This window comes from Streptomyces plumbidurans (assembly GCF_019857225.1).
In the GTDB taxonomy this organism is placed as follows: domain Bacteria; phylum Actinomycetota; class Actinomycetes; order Streptomycetales; family Streptomycetaceae; genus Streptomyces; species Streptomyces plumbidurans.
In genome coordinates this window covers 1-17,666 of record NZ_JAFJSY010000120.1, presented here as the reverse complement: position 1 = coordinate 17,666, position 17,666 = coordinate 1, and the positions used below count along the sequence as shown (strand labels likewise).

Sequence of the window (17,666 nt, the reverse complement as noted above, 5' to 3'; positions counted from 1 at the left end):
AGCGCCCGGCCGCCGACCCGCACGCCGGGCTTGTCGGCGCCGCCGAGCCGGCGGCCGGCGCCCCCGGCGAGCACGACCGCGTCGTACGCGGCAGCCGCGCCCCGATCGCCGGAGGAGTCGTGCCCGATGGACTCGTGCCCGGAGGACTCGTGCGAGGTCATCCCACGAGTATGCGTGTCCCTGCGATCACAGGGAACGTGTCGGGGCCGCCGCCGTCAAAGAGTGCGCAGCAGGACCGCCGGCTGTTCCACGCAGTCCGCCACGTAGCGCAGGAAGCCGCCCGCCGTGCCGCCGTCGCACACCCGGTGGTCGAAGGTGAGCGAGAGCTGGACGACCTGGCGGACGGCCAGTTCGCCCTCGTGCACCCATGGCTTGGGGACGATGCGGCCGACGCCGAGCATGGCGGCCTCGGGGTGGTTGATGATCGGCGTGGAGCCGTCGACGCCGAACACGCCGTAGTTGTTCAGCGTGAACGTGCCGCCGGTGAGGTCGGCCGGGGTGAGGCTTCCCGCGCGGGCCGCCTCGGTCAGCCGGGCGAACTCCGCGGTCAGCGCCTCGGCGTCGCGCGCGTGCGCATCCCGTACGACGGGGACGACGAGGCCTCGCTCGGTCTGTGCGGCGAAGCCGAGGTGCACGTGATCGAGCCGGACGATCTCCCTGGCCTCCATGTCGACCGTGGAGTTCAGCTCGGGGAAGCGGGCCAGGGCGGCGGTGCAGATGCGGGCCAGCAGCGCGAGCAGGGAGATCTTCTGCCCGCCCGCCGCGTTCATCGCGGTGCGCGCACGCATCATTTCGGTCGCGTCGGCGTCCACCCAGCAGGTCGCGTCCGGTATCTCGCGGCGGCTGCGGGAGAGCTTGTCGGCGACGGCGCCGCGCACGCCCTTGAGGGGGACGCGCAGGCCGGTGCCGGTGGGCGCTGCGACGGTGGCGGGGGCGGGCGCGGACGTCACACGGGTGGGGGCCTCGGCGGGGGGTTCGGACATCCGTGCCTGCGGCTGGGCCGTCCGTCCCTGCGCCTGGGCGGCACGCAGCGCGTCCTCCACGTCCGCCCGCAGGATCAGTCCGTCCGGGCCGGTGCCCGTCATGTCCCTGAGGTCCAGGCCGTTCTGCCGGGCGAGCCTGCGAACCAGAGGGGAGATCACGGGGACGGGGCCGTCCGCCGTCCGCGGGGCTTCGGCGCCTCCGTTCACCTCGCGGGGCGCTGCGGGCGCCGGCTCTCCGGGCCTGACCCTGCGGCGGCGCGCGGGCGCCTCCGAAGTGCCGTACCCCACCAGGACGTTGCCCGAGCCCTCGGTCTCGGCGCCGGCGTCGGTCTCGCCGTCGGTGGCCGGTGCGCCCACGGCCACGGTGATCAAGGGTGCCCCGACGGGCAGTTCGGCGCCCTCCTCGCCGAAGCGGGCGGTGACGACCCCGCCGTAGGGACAGGGCACCTCGACCATCGCCTTGGCGGTCTCGACCTCGACGACCGGCTGGTCGATGGAGACGAGGTCGCCGACCTCGACCAGCCAGCGCACGATCTCCGCCTCGGTGAGCCCCTCCCCGAGGTCGGGGAGCTTGAACTCCAGGCTGTGCATGTCAGAAGTGCGTGCCATCAGCTCTCGGCCTCCCACTGCAGACGCGCCACGGCGTCCAGGATCCGGTCCACGCCGGGCAGGTGGTGGCGCTCCAGCATCGGCGGCGGGTAGGGGATGTCGAATCCGGCCACGCGCAGCACCGGCGCCTCCAGGTGGTGGAAGCAGCGCTCCGTGATCCTGGCCGCGATCTCCCCGCCCGGGCCGCCGAACCCGCCCGACTCGTGCACGACGACCGCGCGTCCGGTCCGCCGCACCGAGGCGCAGACCGTCTCGTCGTCGAAGGGCACCAGGGAGCGCAGGTCGACGACTTCGAGGTCCCAGCCCTCGGCTGCCGCCGCCTCGGCGGCTTCGAGGCAGACGGGCACCGACGGGCCGTAGGTGATGAGCGTGGCGCTCCGGCCGGAGCGCCGCACCACCGCGCGGCCTATGGGTTCAACGTCCGTCGGGTGGTCCGGGTTCCAGGAGTCCTTCGACCAGTACAGCCGCTTGGGCTCCAGGAAGACGACCGGGTCGTCGGAGGCGATCGCGGCGCGCAGCAGGCCGTAGGCGTCGGCGACCGTGGCGGGCGTGACGACATGGAGCCCCGGAGTCGCCATGTAGTACGCCTCGGAGGAGTCGCTGTGGTGCTCGACGCCGCCGATGCCGCCGCCGTAGGGGATGCGGATGGTGAGGGGCAGGGGCATGGCGCCGCGGCTGCGGTTGCGCATGCGGGAGACATGGCTGACCAGCTGCTCGAACGCGGGGTAGGCGAACGCGTCGAACTGCATCTCCACGACCGGCCTGAGGCCGTACATCGCCATGCCCACGGCGGTGCCGAGGATGCCCGCCTCGGCCAGCGGGGTGTCCGTGCAGCGGTCCTCGCCGAACTCCTCGGCGAGTCCGTCGGTGACCCGGAAGACACCGCCGAGGGTGCCGACGTCCTCGCCCATGACGTGGACGGCGGGGTCGGCGGCCATGGCGTCGCGCAGCGCGCGCGTGAGGGCCTGCGCCATGGTGGCCGGCTTGACGGCGACGGTGGTCATCGGTGCCCGCCTTCCTGCTCGGCGTGCAGCTCGGCCTGCAACTGGGCCTGCTGTTCGCGCAGTTGCGGGGTGGGCTCCGCGTAGACGTGCGCGAAGAGGTCCATGGGGTCGAGCACCGGGTCCTGGTTCATGTGCTCGCGCAGGTCGGCGGCCATCGCCTCGGCGGCGTCGCGGGCCGCCTTCATGCCGTCCTCGTCGAGCAGGCCGCGCTCGGTCAGCTCGTGCTCCAGGAGGGCGATCGGGTCGTGCGCCCGCCAGGCCTCGACCTCGCTGTCGCCGCGGTAACGCGTCGCGTCGTCGGCGTTGGTGTGGGCGTCGATGCGGTACGTGATCGCCTCGATCAGCGTGGGACCGCCGCCCTCCCGCGCGCGGCTCACGGCGGCGCTGACCACCTCGTGCACGGCGGCCGCGTCGTTGCCGTCGACCAGGCGTCCCGGCATGCCGTAGCCGACGGCCTTGTGGGCCAGCGACGGCGCCGCAGTCTGCTTGGCAAGCGGGACGGAGATGGCGAAGCCGTTGTTCTGGACGAAGAAGACGACCGGGGCCTGCCAGACGGCGGCGAAGTTCAGCGCCTCGTGGAAGTCGCCCTCGCTGGTGCCGCCGTCGCCGACCATGGCGAGCGCGACCACGTCGTCGCCCTTGAGGCGAGCGGCGTGCGCGAGGCCCACGGCGTGCGGGAGCTGGGTGGCGAGCGGGGTGCTCAGGGGCGCCACGCGGTGCTCGCGCGGGTCGTAGCCGGTGTGCCAGTCGCCGCGCAGCAGAGTCAGTGCCTGGACGGGGTCCAGGCCGCGGGCGACGGCGGCCAGCGTGTCCCGGTAGCTGGGGAAGAGCCAGTCCTGCTCCCGCAGGGCCAGCGCGGCGGCGACCTCGCCGGCCTCCTGGCCGGTGCTGGAGGGGTAGACGGCCAGGCGGCCCTGCTTGGTGAGGGCGGTCGCCTGCGTGTTGAACCTGCGGCCGCGGACCAGTTCCGCGTACAGCCGGCGCAGCAGGGCCGGGTCGGCCTTCGCGGCCGCCTCGGTGCCGAGGACGCGGTGGGGCTCGGCGTCGGGCAGCAGCGGCGCGGGGTCCGTGCGGGGCTGCCAGGCGGGCGGCGGGGATGGCCGGTAGGCCCCCCGCTGCTCCATGACCGTCATGACGGCACCTCCTCGTGGGAGCGGCTTGCGGCGCACCGCGGCATTGTGGTGCGCCTCACCTACCGATTGTTCGGTCGCCGACACATTTTGGCTACAGGCGGCTTCACGCTGTGGACAAACGGTTCTCCACAGCCTGGAATGAAAGCAGTACGTCCATGGCAGGGAGGCGGGGGGACATGGCACCTGAACAAATGGCCGAGGGGCCGGAGGGCACCACCGCCCTGCCGCCCGCCCGTCCCCTCGACGCGATCGACCTGGACATCCTGCAGATGCTCCAGGCCGACGGCCGGGCCTCGATACGGTCGGTCGCCGAACGGGTGCATGTCTCGCGGGCCAACGCCTACGCCCGCATCAACCGTCTCATCGAGGACGGCGTCATCCGCGGGTTCGGTGCCCGCGTCGACCATGAACGCGCAGGTCAGGGCACCTCGGCGTACATCACCCTGAAGATCGTCCAGAACTCCTGGCGCACGGTGCGCGAACAGCTCACCCAGCTGCCAGGGGCCTCGCACATCGCCCTGGTGGGCGGTGACTTCGACGTGCTGCTGCTGGTGCACACCTCGGACAACCGGGCGCTGCGCGAGCTGGTGCTCACCCGGCTCCAGGCCATTCCCGAGGTGCTCAGCACGCGCACGCTGCTGGTGTTCGAGGAGGAGGACCTGGAGCCGCAGGGCTGAACCCGCCGGCGTTCACCCCGCGCGCTCAGCCCTCTTTCCGCAGCCCTCCGAAGACCAGCCGCACGACCGCGTCGGCCACTTCGCGCTCGTCCATGCCGCGTCCGTCCGGCCGGTACCACTCGACGATCGAGTTGATCATCCCGAAGACCAGCCGGGTCGCGAGCCGCACCTCCACGTCCGCGCGCACGTCCCCGTCGGCGGCCGCCGCCTTCAGCAGCTCGGCCACCCGGTGGTCGAAGTCGCGGCGCCGCTCCAGCGCCCAGCGCTCGGTGCCGGTGTTGCCGCGCACCCGCAGCAACAGCGTCACGTACGGCAGCTCGCCGATCAGCACCTCGACCATGCGCCGCACGACGTACTCGAGCCGCTCGGCGGCCCGCCCCACGCGCGCGTGCTCCTCGTCGAGGATCCCGAACAGGCCGTCCAGCGCCCGGCTCACGGCCCTGCGCAGCAGCTCCTCCTTGCCGGCCACATGGTGGTATATCGACGACTTGGAGATGCCGGCCGCCCTGGAGAGGTGCTCCATGGAGGTGCCGTCGTAGCCGCGCTCGATGAAGACCTGTACGGCGACGGAGAGCAGCGTCTCCGGCGTGTACGTGTCGCGCTTGGCGGTGGTCATGAAGTGCTGCCCTCCCGCTTGTCGGAGGCGTACGCGTGGCGGTACAGCGCGAGGGAGGGCGCGTAGCGCCCGGAGGGGTCTCGCAGGTGCAGGTCGTCGAGGAGGGCGTACGCCCAGTTGCGGCCGAGCCTGCGGCTCCACTCGAACGGTCCGAGCGGGTAGTTGACGCCCAGGCGCATCGCCGTGTCGATGTCCTCCTCGGTGGCCACACCCTTGGCTACGGCGTCGTGCGCGAGGTCGACGATCCGGGCGACCGTGCGGGCCACGATCATGCCGGGGACGTCTCCGATGACGCTGACCTTCTTGCCGAGCGCCTGGAAGAGACCGATGGCCTCGGAGAGGGTCTGCGGCGAGGTGTCCTGGGAGGCGGACAGGGCGATACGGGTGGCCCTGCGGTAGTCGACGGCGAGGTCGAAGTAGACGACGTCACGGAACTCCACCGAGGTCTGGCCGTCGGCGAGCGCCAGCTGGCCGCCGCTCGGCAGCACCAGGCGGGTGCCGTGGTCCTCTTCCTCCTCGCGCACCGGGATGCCCGCCTCACGGATCAGCGCGAGCACCTCGGCGGCGGGGCCCAGGTCGCCCTCCGCGACGACGTACGCGGGCTGTTGGGCCGCGTCCGCGGTGTGCGGCTCGGCGGGCTCGGCGTCGTCCCCGTAGTCGTACCAGCCGTGCCCGCTCTTGCGGCCGAGCCGGCCCGACTCCACCAGCCGCCGCTGCGCGAGCGACGGGGTGAAGCGCACGTCCTGGAAGAAGCTCTGCCACACGGAGTGCGTGACCGACTCGTTGACGTCCTGCCCGATCAGGTCGGTCAACTCGAAGGCGCCCATCCGGAAGCCGCCCGACTCGCGCAGGACCGCGTCGATGGTGGCCGGGTCGGCGCCCTGGGCCTCGTACACCGCGAAGGCCTCGGCGTAGAACGGGCGGGCGATGCGGTTGACGATGAAGCCGGGGGTGTCGGCGCATGCGACCGGGGTCTTGCCCCAGGCGCGCGCCATCTCGTACGCGCGCGTGGCCGACGAGACGTCGGTGGCGAACCCGGAGACCACCTCGACCAGGGGCAGCAGCGGCGCGGGGTTGAAGAAGTGCAGGCCGACGAAGCGGCCGGGACTGGCCAGCGCGGCGCCGATGGCGGTGACGGACAGGGACGAGGTGTTGGTGGCGAGCAGGCAGTCCTCGCCGACCACCTGCTCCAGTGCGCGGAACAGCTCCTGTTTGGCGTCGAGCCGCTCCAGGACGGCCTCGACGACCAGGGAGCAGTCCGCCAGGTCGGCCAGCTCCGCGGCGGGCAGCAGCCGGGCGCGCGCGGCGTCCCGCTCGGCCGCGGTGAGCCGGTCCTTCGCGACGAGCCGGTCGAGGCGGGCGCCGATCGCTTCGGCCGCTTCTTGGGCGCGTCCCGGCACGGCGTCGTACAGCCGTACCCGATGGCCCGCGACCAGCGCGACCTGGGCGATGCCCTGGCCCATGGTGCCGGCGCCGACGACGGCCACGGGGCTGCTGAGGTCCAGTGCTGTCATGTGCGCGATCCTCCCGCACGGGGTTTTCCACAGATGCGGCGGACCCCCTTGTACCGACCGATCGTTCGGTTACTCTAACTCTGACCGGCTGATCCTGCCCATATTTCTGCCCAGGTCATGGGCTCGACGAAGAGTTCACAAGACGAGGAGTTGGTCCCGCATGGCCGCCGAACTGACCACGCACGAGTTGATCGCCAAGCACCGGCCCACCCTCGACCAGGCGCTGGAAGCGATCCGCACGCGCGCGTACTGGTCCCCGCACCCCGAGCACCCCAAGGCCTACGGCGAGAACGGCAGCCTGGACATGGCGGCGGGCAAGGCCGCCTTCGACGCCCTGCTGGGCAGCCGGCTCGACCTCGGCCAGCCCGGCACGGACGACTGGGTGGGCGCCGAGACGTCGCCGTACGGCATCGAGCTGGGCGTGACCTACCCGCACGCGGACCTCGACGAGCTGCTGCCCGCCATGAAGGCCGGACAGCGCGCGTGGCGCGACGCGGGCGCGGAGATGCGCGCGGTGGTGTGCCTGGAGATCCTCAAGCGGATCAGCGACCGGACGCACGAGTTCGCGCACGCGGTCATGCACACCTCCGGCCAGGCGTTCATGATGGCGTTCCAGGCGGGCGGCCCGCACGCACAGGACCGCGGCCTCGAAGCGGTGGCGTACGCGTACGTGGAGCAGGTCCGCACGCCCGACACCGCGGAGTGGACCAAGCCCCAGGGCAAGCGCGACCCGCTCGCGCTCACCAAGCGGTTCACGCCCGTCCCGCGCGGCATCGCGCTGGTGATCGGCTGCAACACCTTCCCGACGTGGAACGGCTACCCGGGCCTGTTCGCCTCCCTGGCCACCGGCAACGCCGTCCTGGTCAAGCCCCACCCGCGCGCGGTGCTGCCGCTCGCGCTCACCGTGCAGGTGGCGCGCCAGGTGCTCGCCGAGGCGGGCTTCGACCCGAACCTGGTGGCGCTGGCGGCCGAGCGTCCCGGCGAGGGCATCGCGAAGACCCTGGCCACGCGCCCGGAGATCCGCATCATCGACTACACCGGCTCGACGGCGTTCGGCGACTGGCTGGAGACCAACGCCCGCCAGGCGCAGGTCTACACCGAGAAGGCCGGCGTCAACACGGTGCTCGTGGACTCGGCCGCGAACTACAAGGGCATGCTCTCCAACCTGGCCTTCTCGCTGTCGCTGTACAGCGGCCAGATGTGCACGACCCCGCAGAACCTGCTGATCCCCCGCGACGGCATCCGCACGGACGAGGGCCCGAAGACCTTCGACGAGGTGACCGCGGACCTCGCCCGCGCGGTCGACGGCCTGCTCGGCGACGACGCGCGCGCCAACGCGCTGCTCGGCGCGATCGTCAACCCCGACGTGAAGGCCCGTCTGGAGGCCGCGGCCGGGCTCGGCGAAGTCGCCCTGGCCTCACGGGAGATCAGCAACCCCGAGTTCCCGGGCGCGGTGGTGCGCACGCCGGTCATCGTCAAGCTCGACGGCGCCAAGCCGGACGACGAGGCCGCCTACATGAGCGAGTGCTTCGGCCCGGTCTCCTTCGCCGTCGCGGTCGACTCCTCGGCCGAGGCCGTGGAGCTGCTGCGGCGCACGATCCGCGAGAAGGGCGCGATGACGGTCGGCGCGTACACCACCGACGCCGAGATCGAGGACGCCGTCCAGGAGGTCTGCCTGGAGGAGTCGGCCCAGCTGTCGCTGAACCTCACCGGCGGGGTGTACGTCAACCAGACGGCCGCCTTCTCCGACTTCCACGGCTCCGGCGGCAACCCCGCGGCCAACGCCGCGCTGTGCGACGGCGCGTTCGTGGCGAACCGCTTCCGGGTGGTGGAGGTGCGGCGGGAGGCCCAGGGCCAGGCTTAGGAGCCGACGCCGGTGGCGCTCCAGTGGTACAGGGTCATCGCCACGCTGGTCGCCAGGTTGTAGCTGGAGACCTGGGGGCGCATCGGCAGGGACAGCAAGTGGTCGGTGCGGGCGCGCAGTTCGGCGGACAGGCCGCTGCGCTCGGAGCCGAAGGCGAGGACGGCGTCGTCCGGGAGCTTCACTCCCCGGATGTCGTCGCCCTCGGGGTCGAGGGCGAACAGCGGGCCCGGCGGCAGCTCCTCGGCGGTCAGGCGTTCCACCGTGGTCGCGAAGTGCAGCCCGGCGCCCCCGCGCACCACGGTGGGGTGCCAGGGGTCGAGCGTGCCGATGGTGACCACGCCGGTCGCACCGAAGCCCGCGGCCAGCCGGATCACCGCCCCCGCGTTGCCGAGGTTGCGCGGATCATCGAGGACCACGACGGGCGCGGTGCGGGGCAGGTGCGCCAGCTTGGCGAGACCCGCCGCCCGGGAGGGCCGTACGGCCAGTGCCGCGACGGCGGTGGGGTGCGGGCGCGGGACCACGCCGCGGTACACCGCCTCCGGCACCTCGGTCAGCAACCCGTCCAGCGTCCCCCGCACGTCGGGCGCCAGCTCGTCGGCGAGGGCGAGCGCCGCCCGCCGGTCGGCGGTGACCGCCACCGGGACCTCTGCCCCGAAGCGCACGGCGTGCTTGAGCGCGTGGAAGCCGTCGAGCAGCACACAGGTGCCGGCCAGCCGGCGCCAGGCGGCCACGGGGTCGGCTGTGGGATCGGCGGTGGGGTCGGTCATGGTGGGCAGCCTACGTGCGCGTGCGGCGCCCGCTCACCAGCGCATACGGGCATCCAGGCACCGCGCATCCGCGCATCCGGTGCGGCTCACGCCGGGGAGTCGGCGTGCGTGGGTTCGGGGTTCTCCGGGGCGCGCGGGCCCGGCAGGGGCGTACGGCGGGCGCGGGCGACGACGCGGGCACGCGCGCGTGCCGCCCAGCCGCCGAGCCGGTGCAGGAACGACGTCGGAAGGAAGACCGAGTCCGCCGCGATCATCGCGAGCGAGAAGAACGGCAGGCCGAGGACCACGGCGATCACCGCGTGCTCGGTCATCATGGCCGCCAGCAGCACGTTCTTGACCCGCCGGTTGAACAGCGTGAACGGAAAGGCCACCTGCACGACGACGGTCCCGTACGTCACGAGCATCACCATCGTGCCGCTGGACGACAGCAGGTCGGCGAGCCCGGGCCAGGGCGAGAAGTAGTCGAGGTGCAGCGGGTAGTAGACCGCGGTGCCGTCCTGCCAGCGGCTGCCCTGGATCTTGTACCAGCCCGCCGTCGCATAGATCAGACACGCCTCGGCCATGATCACGAACAGGGCGCCGTTGTGCACGATGTTGCCGACGACGTCCAGCAGTATCCGGGGCTCCGCGCTCTTCGCCCGGCGCCCGACGACCCACCACACCGCGAGCGCGAGCCACACCAGCCACACGATCACGGGCACGGTCGCGTCGGTACCGTCGAACCTGCCGCCGGCGGTCACCGCGACCAGCGCGGCCCCGAACACCGCCCACAGGACGACGCCCACCCGGTCCGTTACCCGCTCCCCACGCGCGCGTTCCGCGCCCTCGCGCCGCGCCCGCCGCGCGTCCAGGGACCAGACCTGGCCGCACCGCGTGAACACCAGGTAGACGGACATCAGGTGCAGGACGTTGTCGCCGCCGTCGCCCACGAAGACACTGCGGTTCTGCAGCGAGAGCACGCCGATCATGAACAGCACGGACATGGTGCGGGTCCGCCAGCCGAGCAGCAGCAGGGCGCCGGTGAGGACCGAGAGCACGTAGACGAACTCGAACCAGCCCCCGCTGTCCGACCACATCAGGGCCGTGAAGGCATGGTTGACCGCGATCAACTGCTGGGCGAGGTCCCAGCTCCACGGGCCGCCGGGGCCGTAGAGCTCCTCGCGGTGGGGGAACTCGCGCAGCAGGAACAGCAGCCAGGTCGCGCTGAAGCCGAGACGGATCACCGCGGTCTGGTACGGGCCGAGCGCCGACTCGGTGACCCGGGCGATGGCGGAGGAGACCGACAGGGCGAGGCGGTTCACTCGGCGCCTCCGTTCGTGTCGGCGGCCGAGACCGTCCACCAGGGCAGGACGCGGTAGATGGGTTTGTCGGAGATCTTCTCCGTGCTCCACTTCGGCGGGGGCACGTTGGTGGTACGAATCCGCGCCTGGACCTGCTCGACGACGCCGCCCTTGCCGGCCGCGTCCTCCCGGTCCAGGCGCAGCACGACGATCCGCCGCAGATAGCTCTCGGACAGGGAGCCGCGCAGGCCCGAGGGGTGGTTGTCGCTGTCGTGCGTGGCGACGAAGAAGTCCAGGGCGCGGCGCAGCTCGTTCTGCTGGGTGTGGCTGGGCAGCAGATTGCCGTCGATGGCCCGGCCGTCCTCGGCGGACAGGTCGTACCAGCCGGTGGTGCGGATCTCCCCGCCCTTGGCCTGCACCTCGGCGCGCGCCTGGACCGCGATGTTCTGCTGCAGGGGGTTGGGCGCGAACAGCTTCCAGTTCTGCTCGAACTCCGGATAGATCCAGTCGTCGATCGCCTTGCCATGCGCCTTGGTCACCGTGTTCGACGGCGCGACATGCAGAAAGACCATGCCGAGATGCACACAGACGGCAACGGCGACGACCGCGAGCGCAAGGGCGGCGCCGATCTGATAGCGAGGCGAGAGCGCCGCGACGCCGGTACGGGGTTCCGGTTCGGGCGCGCTCCCGGGGTCGTCCGGTCCGCGCCGGGCGCCCGAGTCTGTGCCGTACGCGTCCATTCCGCCCGTCTCCCGATCCCCGGTCCTCTTGTCGGCCGCACGGCACGGTACTCAGACCTGCCCGTGCGGCACAGCCCGTCGGGCCGACCTCACCGCGGCACGCGCGAAGCCGCCCCGTTGTCCACAGGGCATGCCCGCAGGTTATCCACAGCGGTTGACACCTTACGGCCCCCGGTCGACCATGAAATCGACTTACCGAACGATCGGTCGGGAGCAATGGGTGCCCGGCCCTGAGCGACCCGTTCCCTTCTTCTAGAACCTGTTCTATCTTGACGGTCCGTCAGATCGCCATCCGATCCCTGTCAGATCGCCATCCGATCCCCGTCGGATCAACGGACCCTCCGGAGGGACAGGACCGTGGACTTCACCTTCACCGAGGAGCAGCAGGCGGCGGCCGAGGCGGCGCGAGGAGTGTTCGCCGGGGTCGCGCCGGACGCGGTGCCCAGTCCCTCACTCGTCGCGGGCACCGTCGCCGACGACTTCGACCGCGCGCTGTGGACCAGGCTCGCCGAGGCGGACCTGCTGAGCCTGCTGCTGGACCCGGAGTACGGCGGGGCGGGCCTGGACCCCATCGCGCTCTGCCTGGTGCTGCGGGAGTCGGCCAAAGTGCTGGCACGCGTCCCGCTGCTGGAGACCGCCGCGGCCACAGCGGCCGTACAGGCCCACGGCAGCCCGGAGTTGAAGTCCGCCGTGCTGGCCCGGGCGGGCCGCGGCGAGACGGTGCTGACCGTTGCCGCGAACGGCCGCAGCGGCCACGACTCGGCCGAACGCGCGGTGACCGCACGGCAGGACGGCGACGACTGGATCCTGGACGGGGTGCAGACGGCGGTGCCGTGGGCGCACACCGCGGACCTCGTCGTCGTACCGGCCCACACGGCCACCGACCGGGTCCTCCTCGCCGTGATCCCCCGCACCCACCCGGGCGTAGGCCTCGCCGAGCAGATCTCCACCACCGGCGAACGGCTCGGCGAACTGCGTCTTCAGTCGGCCCGGATCACGGCCCGTGACGTCATCGACGCCGAGGGCGCCTGGGAGCGGCTGCGCGAACTGCTGACCTGCGGCACATGCGCACTGGCGCTCGGCCTCGGTGAACAGGTCCTCGCGATGACCAGTGAATACACCGGCAAACGGGAGCAGTTCGGCTTCCCCGTCGCCACCTTCCAGGCCGTCGCCGTCCAGGCCGCCGACCGCTACATCGACCTGCGCGCGATGGAGGCCACCCTGTGGCAGGCCGCGTGGCGGATCGCGTCAGGAGCCTCCGGCGTACTGCCGGCCTCCGGTGACGTCGCCGTCGCCAAGATCTGGGCCTCGGAGGGCGTACGACGGGTCGTGCAGACGGCACAGCATCTGCACGGCGGGTTCGGCGCGGACGTCGAATACCCCCTGCACCGCTACCACGCCTGGGCCAAGCACCTGGAACTGCAGCTCGGCTCCGCAGCGGCGCACGAGGAAGCCCTGGGCGACCTGCTGGCGGCCCACCCGCTCGGCTGACCGCCAGGGGCCCCGCGCGGGGCTCCCACAGGTACTACCAGGTTTACGAGTCCTACAGGACGAACCCGGTCTTGCCCTCGTCCGTCACGACCGGTCGGCCCGAAGCGGCCCACACCTGCATGCCGCCGTCGACGTTCACGGCGTCGACGCCCTGCTGGACGAGGTACATCGCGACCTGCGCCGAGCGGCCGCCGGAGCGGCAGATGACGTTGACGCGGCCGTCCTGCGGGGCGGCCTCGGTCAGCTCGCCGTAGCGGGCCACGAACTCACTGATGGGGATGTGCAGCGCCCCCTCGGCATGGCCCGCCTGCCATTCGTCGTCCTCGCGGACGTCCAGCAGGAAGTCGCCGTCCTTGAGGTCCCCGACCTCGACCGTGGGCACACCAGCTCCGAAATGCATGCCTGAGACGCTACCCGACGCGGGCGGCACGACGCCGTCCGCACCCCGGGAGACCGACCGCACCGGACACGCCGACGGCTACGGCCTGACGGGTTACGGCCTGACTGCTACGGCTGACTGCTACGGCCCTACTGACCGGACTGAGCCAGCAGTTCCGCCAGCTCCGCCTCCCGCTCGGAGACATCGGCCAGCAGCTTCTCGGCGATCTCCTCCAGCAGCCGGTCGGGGTCGTCCGGTGCCAGCCGGAGCATCGCGCCGATCGCGCTCTCCTCCAGCTCCTTGGCCACCAGCGTCAGCATCTCCTTGCGCTGGGCGAGCCATTCGAGCCGGGCGTAGAGCTCCTCGCTGGGGCTGGGACGACGCTCGGCGGGCTCCGGTCCCTTCGCCCACTCCTCGGCCAGCTCCCGAAGCAAAGCTTCGTCGCCGCGGGCGTAGGCGGCGTTGACCCGGGTGATGAACTCCTCACGGCGGGACCGCTCGGCGTCCTCCTGGGCCAGGTCGGGGTGGGCCTTGCGGGCCAGCTCGCGGTAGAGCTTGCGGGCCTCGTCGCTGGGGCGCACCCGCTGCGGGGGCCGCACGGGCTGCTCCGTAAGCATCGCGGCGGCTTCCGGGAAGAGCCCGTCGCCGTCCATCCAGCCGTGGAACAGCTCCTCGACGCCGGGCATGGGCATCACCCTGGCCCGCGCCTCCTCCGCCTTGCGACGGTCCTCGGGGTCGCCGGTGCGGGCGGCCCGCGCCTCCGCGATGTCCGCGTCCAGCTCGTCGAGGCGGGTGTACATCGGGCCGAGCCGCTGGTGGTGCAGCCGGGAGAAGTTCTCGACCTCCACCCGGAAGGTCTCCACCGCGATCTCGTACTCGATCAATGCCTGCTCGGCGGCCCGTACGGCCCGCTCCAGGCGCTCCTCGGGGCGCGGCGCACCGTCCTCGGGTGTCGCCTGCGCCTCGCCGGCGGCACCACCCTGCTCAGCTTCCGGGCTCGTCACGCGACCAGCCTAGGCCACGGCCCCGCGGCCGCTCCGGCCCACCGGCGCCGACGTCTCCGACCAGCAACGACGCCCGCCGAGGCCCCGGCCGCGCGGAAAACAGCCGCACCCCGCCGCCGTCACCGCCCGTCCGGGCAATCCGCGTCCACCCACTGCGCCGCCAGATCCCGGCACGCCACCATCAGCGTCCCCGGACGGCAGGCGATCTCGTGCGTGCAGCCGTCCGCGTGCGGGAGGAGCTCGTCGAGGATGACCTCGCCCAGGCCGGTCACGTCGCAGACGTCCAGGACGCCCACCTGGAAGCGGGAGACTCCGGCGTACCGGACGAGGAGGTCCTCGTCGTGCTTGAAGCAGTTGTGGGCGAACCGGATCTCGATCTCGTCGTCACCGGTCCTGCGCACCCCCTGCGGCATGAGGTCCTTCACGCACCGCTTCCCGGAGAGGTCGTAGTGCCCCGGTTCCGTGGCGAACGCCCTTGCTCCCGGCGGGAGTTGCTCCGCCAGCACCGGCAGCCTGGCCAGATAGGGGCGGGGGTCGATGATCCCGGTGAGGTCACCGTCCCGCCCGTCGAGGTCGACGTACTTCACCCGACGCCCCTCCCGAGCACGAAGCCCCTTACGAGCCGGACGCCCTTCTTGAGCACGCCCGTCCCGAGTGCGACGCCCCCTCGGAGCCCGACGCCCTTCTTGAGCGCACTCGTCCCGAACCCGACATCCCCTCCGAGCCCGACGCCCTTCCCGAGCACGCCCGTCCCGAGCCCGACGCCCCCTCGGAGCCAGACGCCCTTCCCGAACCCGGCACCCCTCCCGAACCCGAAAGCACCCTTCCCGGGCCCGAAAAACCCTTTCCCCACGGCGCCGCTCACACCCCGAGCTCCGCCGCAACCCTCCCCGACCGGACCGCCGCGACAAGGTCGGCGTGGTCGGCCTCCGTGCGGTCCGCGTAGGCGACGGCGAACTGAGCGATCGCCTCGTCCAGTTCCTCGTTCTTGCCGCAGTACCCGGCGAGAAGGCGGGGGTCCGCGCTGTGGGAGTGGGCGCGGGCCAGCAGGGCGCCGGTCATCCGGCCGTAGTCGTCTATCTGGTCGGCGGCCAGGGCGGCCGGGTCGACGCTGCCCTTGCGGTTGCGGAACTGCCGGACCTGGAAGGGCCGCCCCTCCACCGATGTCCAGCCGAGCAGGATGTCGCTGACGACCTGCATGCGCTTCTGTCCGAGGACGACCCGGCGCCCCTCGTGCTCGACCGCGGGCGCCTCGAAGCCCGCGGTCACCAGGTGCGGGACCAGCGCCGAGGGCCGGGCCTCCTTCACCTGCAGGACCAGGGACTCCTCCCGGTGGTCCAGCAGCAGCACGACGTAGGAGCGCGTGCCCACGCTGCCCGTGCCGACGACCCGGAACGCGACGTCGTGCACCGTGTGCCGGGCCAGCAGCGGGAGCCGGTCCTCCGAGAGCGTCGTCACATACTCCTCGAGGGCCGCCGCGACCGCCGTCGCCTCCGCGTCCGGCACCCCCCGCAGCACCGGCAGGGACTCGACGAAGCGCCGCCCTCCGCCCTCCAGCTGCTCCGTCGACTTCGCCGCGAAGCGCCCGCTGGTATTGGCGCGCGCCTTCTCCGAGACCCGCTCCAGCGTGCCGAGCAGATCATGGGCGTCGGTGTGGGAGACGAGTTCCTCGTCCGCGATGGCGTTCCACGCGTCCAGCACCGGCAGCTTGGCCAGCAGGCGCATGGTGCGGCGGTAGGCGCCCGTCGCGTCGTACGCCGCCTTGCGGCACTGGTCCTCGTCGGCGCCCGCCTCCCGTCCGGCCAGCACGAGGGAGGCGGCGAGCCGCTTGAGGTCCCACTCCCAGGGGCCGTTGACGGTCTCGTCGAAGTCGTTCAGGTCGATGACCAGGTCGCCGCGCGCGTCGCCGTAGAGGCCGAAGTTCGCCGCGTGGGCGTCGCCGCAGATCTGCGCGCGGATGCGCGTCATGGGCGTACGCGCGAGGTCGTACCCCATGAGTCCGGCCGAGCCGCGCAGGAACGCGAATGGCGTCGCGGCCATCCGGCCCGCCCTGATCGGGGTGAGTTCCGCGATCCGGCCGCGGTGGGACTCCTCGACCGCGGTGGCCGCGTGCGGCCGGGAGCCGTCGAGGTCGAGCGCGGCGTGCGCACTGCGCGGCACCTGCTTGCGCAGCGCCTTGCCCTCTTCCTTGGGCGAGCCCTCGACGGGCCACGCGGCGAACCCGCGCACCTGCGGCAGACGCCGTATCCCCGACTCAGCCGTTTGTGCCTCACCGATTCCGGTCACACCGACCGCCTCCCCCGCACACGCACGAACATCAACTCGTGCAGACCGTACAGCCGGTGGCCGAGACGCGTCAGACCCTGTGGACAACTCCTCGTCCGTGGATGTGGACAACTCCACACCTGTGGAGAACGCCACTCACGATCACGCGGCGGAACGGGGTCCGCGCGGCCCGGGACGTGTGATTGTCCTCACGAGGCCCCCACGAGGTAAGGAGACTCACACCGACCCGGACAAAGCGAAGGCCCCCAGGTCTGGGACCTGGGGGCCTTCGGCTGGTGCGCGAGGGGGGAGTTGAACCCCCACGCCCTTGCGGGCACTGGAACCTGAATCCAGCGCGTCTGCCTATTCCGCCACCCGCGCATTGGGTGTGTCTTCGGCCCCTCGCCCCTTGGGCTCCGGCGCCTTCCGACACGCAGAACATTAGCACGGTGGCAGGGGTGGATTCACATCAGTTGTGCCCGAGCAGCCGCCCACCAGCAAGGTTCCCCGATCCGGTGCCGAGAGGAATCGATCATCAGGCGTCTTCGCTCCGTATCAACGGAGGCCGGTTCACGTATCAACCTCGTACCGGTCCTGCCCGTCTCCCCAGGAGCCGGGCAGGGTGCACAGTCGGGTGCGGGACACTGGTCTGCGGCCGCCTCTACGATCCTGGGCAGAAGGAGTGGGTGGGAGGAGTTCGAAGGGCGGCTTCGGAGGGAACCTCCGAAGCGGACTCCGTCCGGCGTCGACACCCGTCGACGAGGCCGACAGGGGGAACCAGCCGATTCACCCGCGCGTGGATACGATCAGTAAGCAGTACCAGGTAAGGCAGCGCCCGCAGGGCGCGAAACAGGACGGCAGCGACATCGGAGGAGGTGCCTCATGGGAGTCCTGAAGAAGTTCGAGCAGCGTCTCGAAGGTCTGGTCAACGGCACCTTTGCCAAGGTGTTCAAGTCCGAGGTCCAGCCCGTGGAGATCGCCGGTGCACTCCAGCGCGAGTGCGACAACAACGCCACCATCTGGAACCGCGACCGCACCGTCGTCCCCAACGACTTCATCGTGGAGCTGAGCACGCCGGACTACGAGCGGCTCAGCCCCTACTCCGGGCAGCTCGGCGACGAGCTCGCGGGCATGGTGCGCGACTACGCCAAGCAGCAGCGGTACACCTTCATGGGCCCCATCAAGGTCAACCTGGAGAAGGCGGACGACCTCGACACCGGCCTGTACCGGGTGCGCAGCCGCACGCTCGCCTCCAGCAGCAACCAGCAGGCCCCCGGGCCCGCCGCTCCGCCGGCACCTGCCGCCGGCCGCCCCGGCGGCGGTTACGGCTACCCGCCGGC

At 71.9% G+C, this 17,666-nt stretch carries 16 protein-coding genes, 1 tRNA gene and 1 pseudogene; 4 read left to right on the top strand and 14 right to left on the bottom strand.

What is annotated here, in order from left to right; all coding sequences use genetic code 11:
• Positions 1 to 215: 215 nt before the first annotated feature.
• The 3 genes from JYK17_RS38520 to pdhA are packed head-to-tail and all read right to left on the bottom strand — an operon-like array spanning position 216 to position 3,729.
• On the bottom strand, positions 216 to 1,592 hold the full coding sequence (locus JYK17_RS38520) for a dihydrolipoamide acetyltransferase family protein (protein WP_108010523.1): 1,377 nt from the start codon (positions 1,590 to 1,592) through the stop codon (positions 216 to 218).
• A complete protein-coding gene (locus JYK17_RS38515; RefSeq protein WP_108010521.1) occupies positions 1,592 to 2,596 on the bottom strand; it encodes an alpha-ketoacid dehydrogenase subunit beta in 1,005 nt (334 codons plus the stop codon). Before JYK17_RS38515 ends, JYK17_RS38520 begins: the two co-directional genes overlap by 1 nt.
• A complete protein-coding gene (pdhA, locus tag JYK17_RS38510) occupies positions 2,593 to 3,729 on the bottom strand; it encodes a pyruvate dehydrogenase (acetyl-transferring) E1 component subunit alpha (protein WP_108010519.1) in 1,137 nt (378 codons plus the stop codon). The genes JYK17_RS38515 and pdhA overlap by 4 nt, the downstream gene beginning before the upstream one ends.
• Positions 3,730 to 3,920: 191 nt before the next feature.
• On the opposite strand from pdhA, the gene JYK17_RS38505 reads away from it, so the two are divergent.
• A complete protein-coding gene (locus tag JYK17_RS38505; protein ID WP_108010517.1) occupies positions 3,921 to 4,406 on the top strand; it encodes an Lrp/AsnC family transcriptional regulator in 486 nt (161 codons plus the stop codon).
• 25 nt (positions 4,407 to 4,431) lie between these two features.
• Here the strand turns inward: JYK17_RS38505 and JYK17_RS38500 are convergent, their stop codons facing one another.
• Positions 4,432 to 5,022 carry a TetR/AcrR family transcriptional regulator gene (locus tag JYK17_RS38500; protein ID WP_108010515.1) on the bottom strand — a complete coding sequence of 197 codons (591 nt, stop codon included), beginning with the start codon at positions 5,020 to 5,022 and terminating at the stop codon, positions 4,432 to 4,434.
• Positions 5,019 to 6,536 carry a 3-hydroxyacyl-CoA dehydrogenase gene (locus tag JYK17_RS38495; protein ID WP_108010513.1) on the bottom strand — a complete coding sequence of 506 codons (1,518 nt, stop codon included), beginning with the start codon at positions 6,534 to 6,536 and terminating at the stop codon, positions 5,019 to 5,021. The genes JYK17_RS38500 and JYK17_RS38495 overlap by 4 nt, the downstream gene beginning before the upstream one ends.
• Positions 6,537 to 6,696: 160 nt before the next feature.
• Between JYK17_RS38495 and paaN the strand changes: the two genes are divergently transcribed.
• On the top strand, positions 6,697 to 8,400 hold the full coding sequence (paaN, locus tag JYK17_RS38490; RefSeq protein ID WP_222812223.1) for a phenylacetic acid degradation protein PaaN: 1,704 nt from the start codon (positions 6,697 to 6,699) through the stop codon (positions 8,398 to 8,400).
• On the opposite strand, the gene JYK17_RS38485 is transcribed toward paaN, so the two are convergent.
• The 3 genes and pseudogenes from JYK17_RS38485 to JYK17_RS38475 form a co-directional block, all read right to left on the bottom strand.
• Positions 8,397 to 9,167 (bottom strand): TrmH family RNA methyltransferase, encoded by a 771-nt coding sequence (locus JYK17_RS38485; RefSeq protein ID WP_222812222.1) that lies wholly within the window; start codon positions 9,165 to 9,167, stop codon positions 8,397 to 8,399. The genes paaN and JYK17_RS38485 overlap by 4 nt on opposite strands.
• An 86-nt stretch (positions 9,168 to 9,253) precedes the next feature.
• The gene (locus tag JYK17_RS38480; protein WP_108010507.1) at positions 9,254 to 10,468 is read right to left on the bottom strand and encodes an HTTM domain-containing protein; all 1,215 of its coding nucleotides are present in this window, start codon (positions 10,466 to 10,468) and stop codon (positions 9,254 to 9,256) included.
• A pseudogene (locus JYK17_RS38475) lies at positions 10,465 to 11,139 on the bottom strand (DUF5819 family protein); the annotation flags it as partial. The gene JYK17_RS38480 and the pseudogene JYK17_RS38475, both read right to left, overlap by 4 nt.
• 405 nt (positions 11,140 to 11,544) lie before the next feature.
• On the opposite strand from JYK17_RS38475, the gene JYK17_RS38470 reads away from it, so the two are divergent.
• A complete protein-coding gene (locus JYK17_RS38470) occupies positions 11,545 to 12,678 on the top strand; it encodes an acyl-CoA dehydrogenase family protein (RefSeq protein ID WP_108010503.1) in 1,134 nt (377 codons plus the stop codon).
• A 52-nt stretch (positions 12,679 to 12,730) separates the two neighbouring features.
• Here JYK17_RS38470 and JYK17_RS38465 read toward each other — a convergent pair whose 3' ends face one another.
• From JYK17_RS38465 to JYK17_RS38440, 6 genes are all read right to left on the bottom strand, one after another.
• Entirely contained in the window at positions 12,731 to 13,060 is a 330-nt protein-coding gene (locus tag JYK17_RS38465) for a rhodanese-like domain-containing protein (RefSeq protein ID WP_108010501.1), read from the bottom strand.
• Positions 13,061 to 13,206: 146 nt separating this feature from the next.
• On the bottom strand, positions 13,207 to 14,061 hold the full coding sequence (locus tag JYK17_RS38460) for a J domain-containing protein (protein WP_108010499.1): 855 nt from the start codon (positions 14,059 to 14,061) through the stop codon (positions 13,207 to 13,209).
• Between the two features lie 119 nt (positions 14,062 to 14,180).
• The gene (locus tag JYK17_RS38455; protein ID WP_128802414.1) at positions 14,181 to 14,648 is read right to left on the bottom strand and encodes a hypothetical protein; all 468 of its coding nucleotides are present in this window, start codon (positions 14,646 to 14,648) and stop codon (positions 14,181 to 14,183) included.
• On the bottom strand, positions 14,645 to 14,926 hold the full coding sequence (locus tag JYK17_RS38450; RefSeq protein WP_222812221.1) for a hypothetical protein: 282 nt from the start codon (positions 14,924 to 14,926) through the stop codon (positions 14,645 to 14,647). Before JYK17_RS38450 ends, JYK17_RS38455 begins: the two co-directional genes overlap by 4 nt.
• The gene (locus tag JYK17_RS38445) at positions 14,923 to 16,347 is read right to left on the bottom strand and encodes a DUF2252 domain-containing protein (RefSeq protein ID WP_128802412.1); all 1,425 of its coding nucleotides are present in this window, start codon (positions 16,345 to 16,347) and stop codon (positions 14,923 to 14,925) included. Before JYK17_RS38445 ends, JYK17_RS38450 begins: the two co-directional genes overlap by 4 nt.
• 273 nt (positions 16,348 to 16,620) lie before the next feature.
• A tRNA-Leu gene (locus tag JYK17_RS38440) sits at positions 16,621 to 16,707 on the bottom strand.
• A gap of 501 nt (positions 16,708 to 17,208) precedes the next feature.
• On the opposite strand from JYK17_RS38440, the gene JYK17_RS38435 reads away from it, so the two are divergent.
• The coding region (locus JYK17_RS38435; RefSeq protein WP_222812220.1) for a DUF3662 domain-containing protein at positions 17,209 to 17,666 on the top strand (458 nt) is incomplete at its 3' end.

Coding starts and splice junctions, on each gene's coding strand:
- JYK17_RS38520 (WP_108010523.1), bottom strand. CDS start 1,592: ATGGCACGCACTTCTGACATGCACAGCCTGGAGTTCAAGCTCCCCGAC.
- JYK17_RS38515 (WP_108010521.1), bottom strand. CDS start 2,596: ATGACCACCGTCGCCGTCAAGCCGGCCACCATGGCGCAGGCCCTCACG.
- pdhA (WP_108010519.1), bottom strand. CDS start 3,729: ATGACGGTCATGGAGCAGCGGGGGGCCTACCGGCCATCCCCGCCGCCC.
- JYK17_RS38505 (WP_108010517.1), top strand. CDS start 3,921: ATGGCCGAGGGGCCGGAGGGCACCACCGCCCTGCCGCCCGCCCGTCCC.
- JYK17_RS38500 (WP_108010515.1), bottom strand. CDS start 5,022: ATGACCACCGCCAAGCGCGACACGTACACGCCGGAGACGCTGCTCTCC.
- JYK17_RS38495 (WP_108010513.1), bottom strand. CDS start 6,536: ATGACAGCACTGGACCTCAGCAGCCCCGTGGCCGTCGTCGGCGCCGGC.
- paaN (WP_222812223.1), top strand. CDS start 6,697: ATGGCCGCCGAACTGACCACGCACGAGTTGATCGCCAAGCACCGGCCC.
- JYK17_RS38485 (WP_222812222.1), bottom strand. CDS start 9,167: ATGACCGACCCCACCGCCGATCCCACAGCCGACCCCGTGGCCGCCTGG.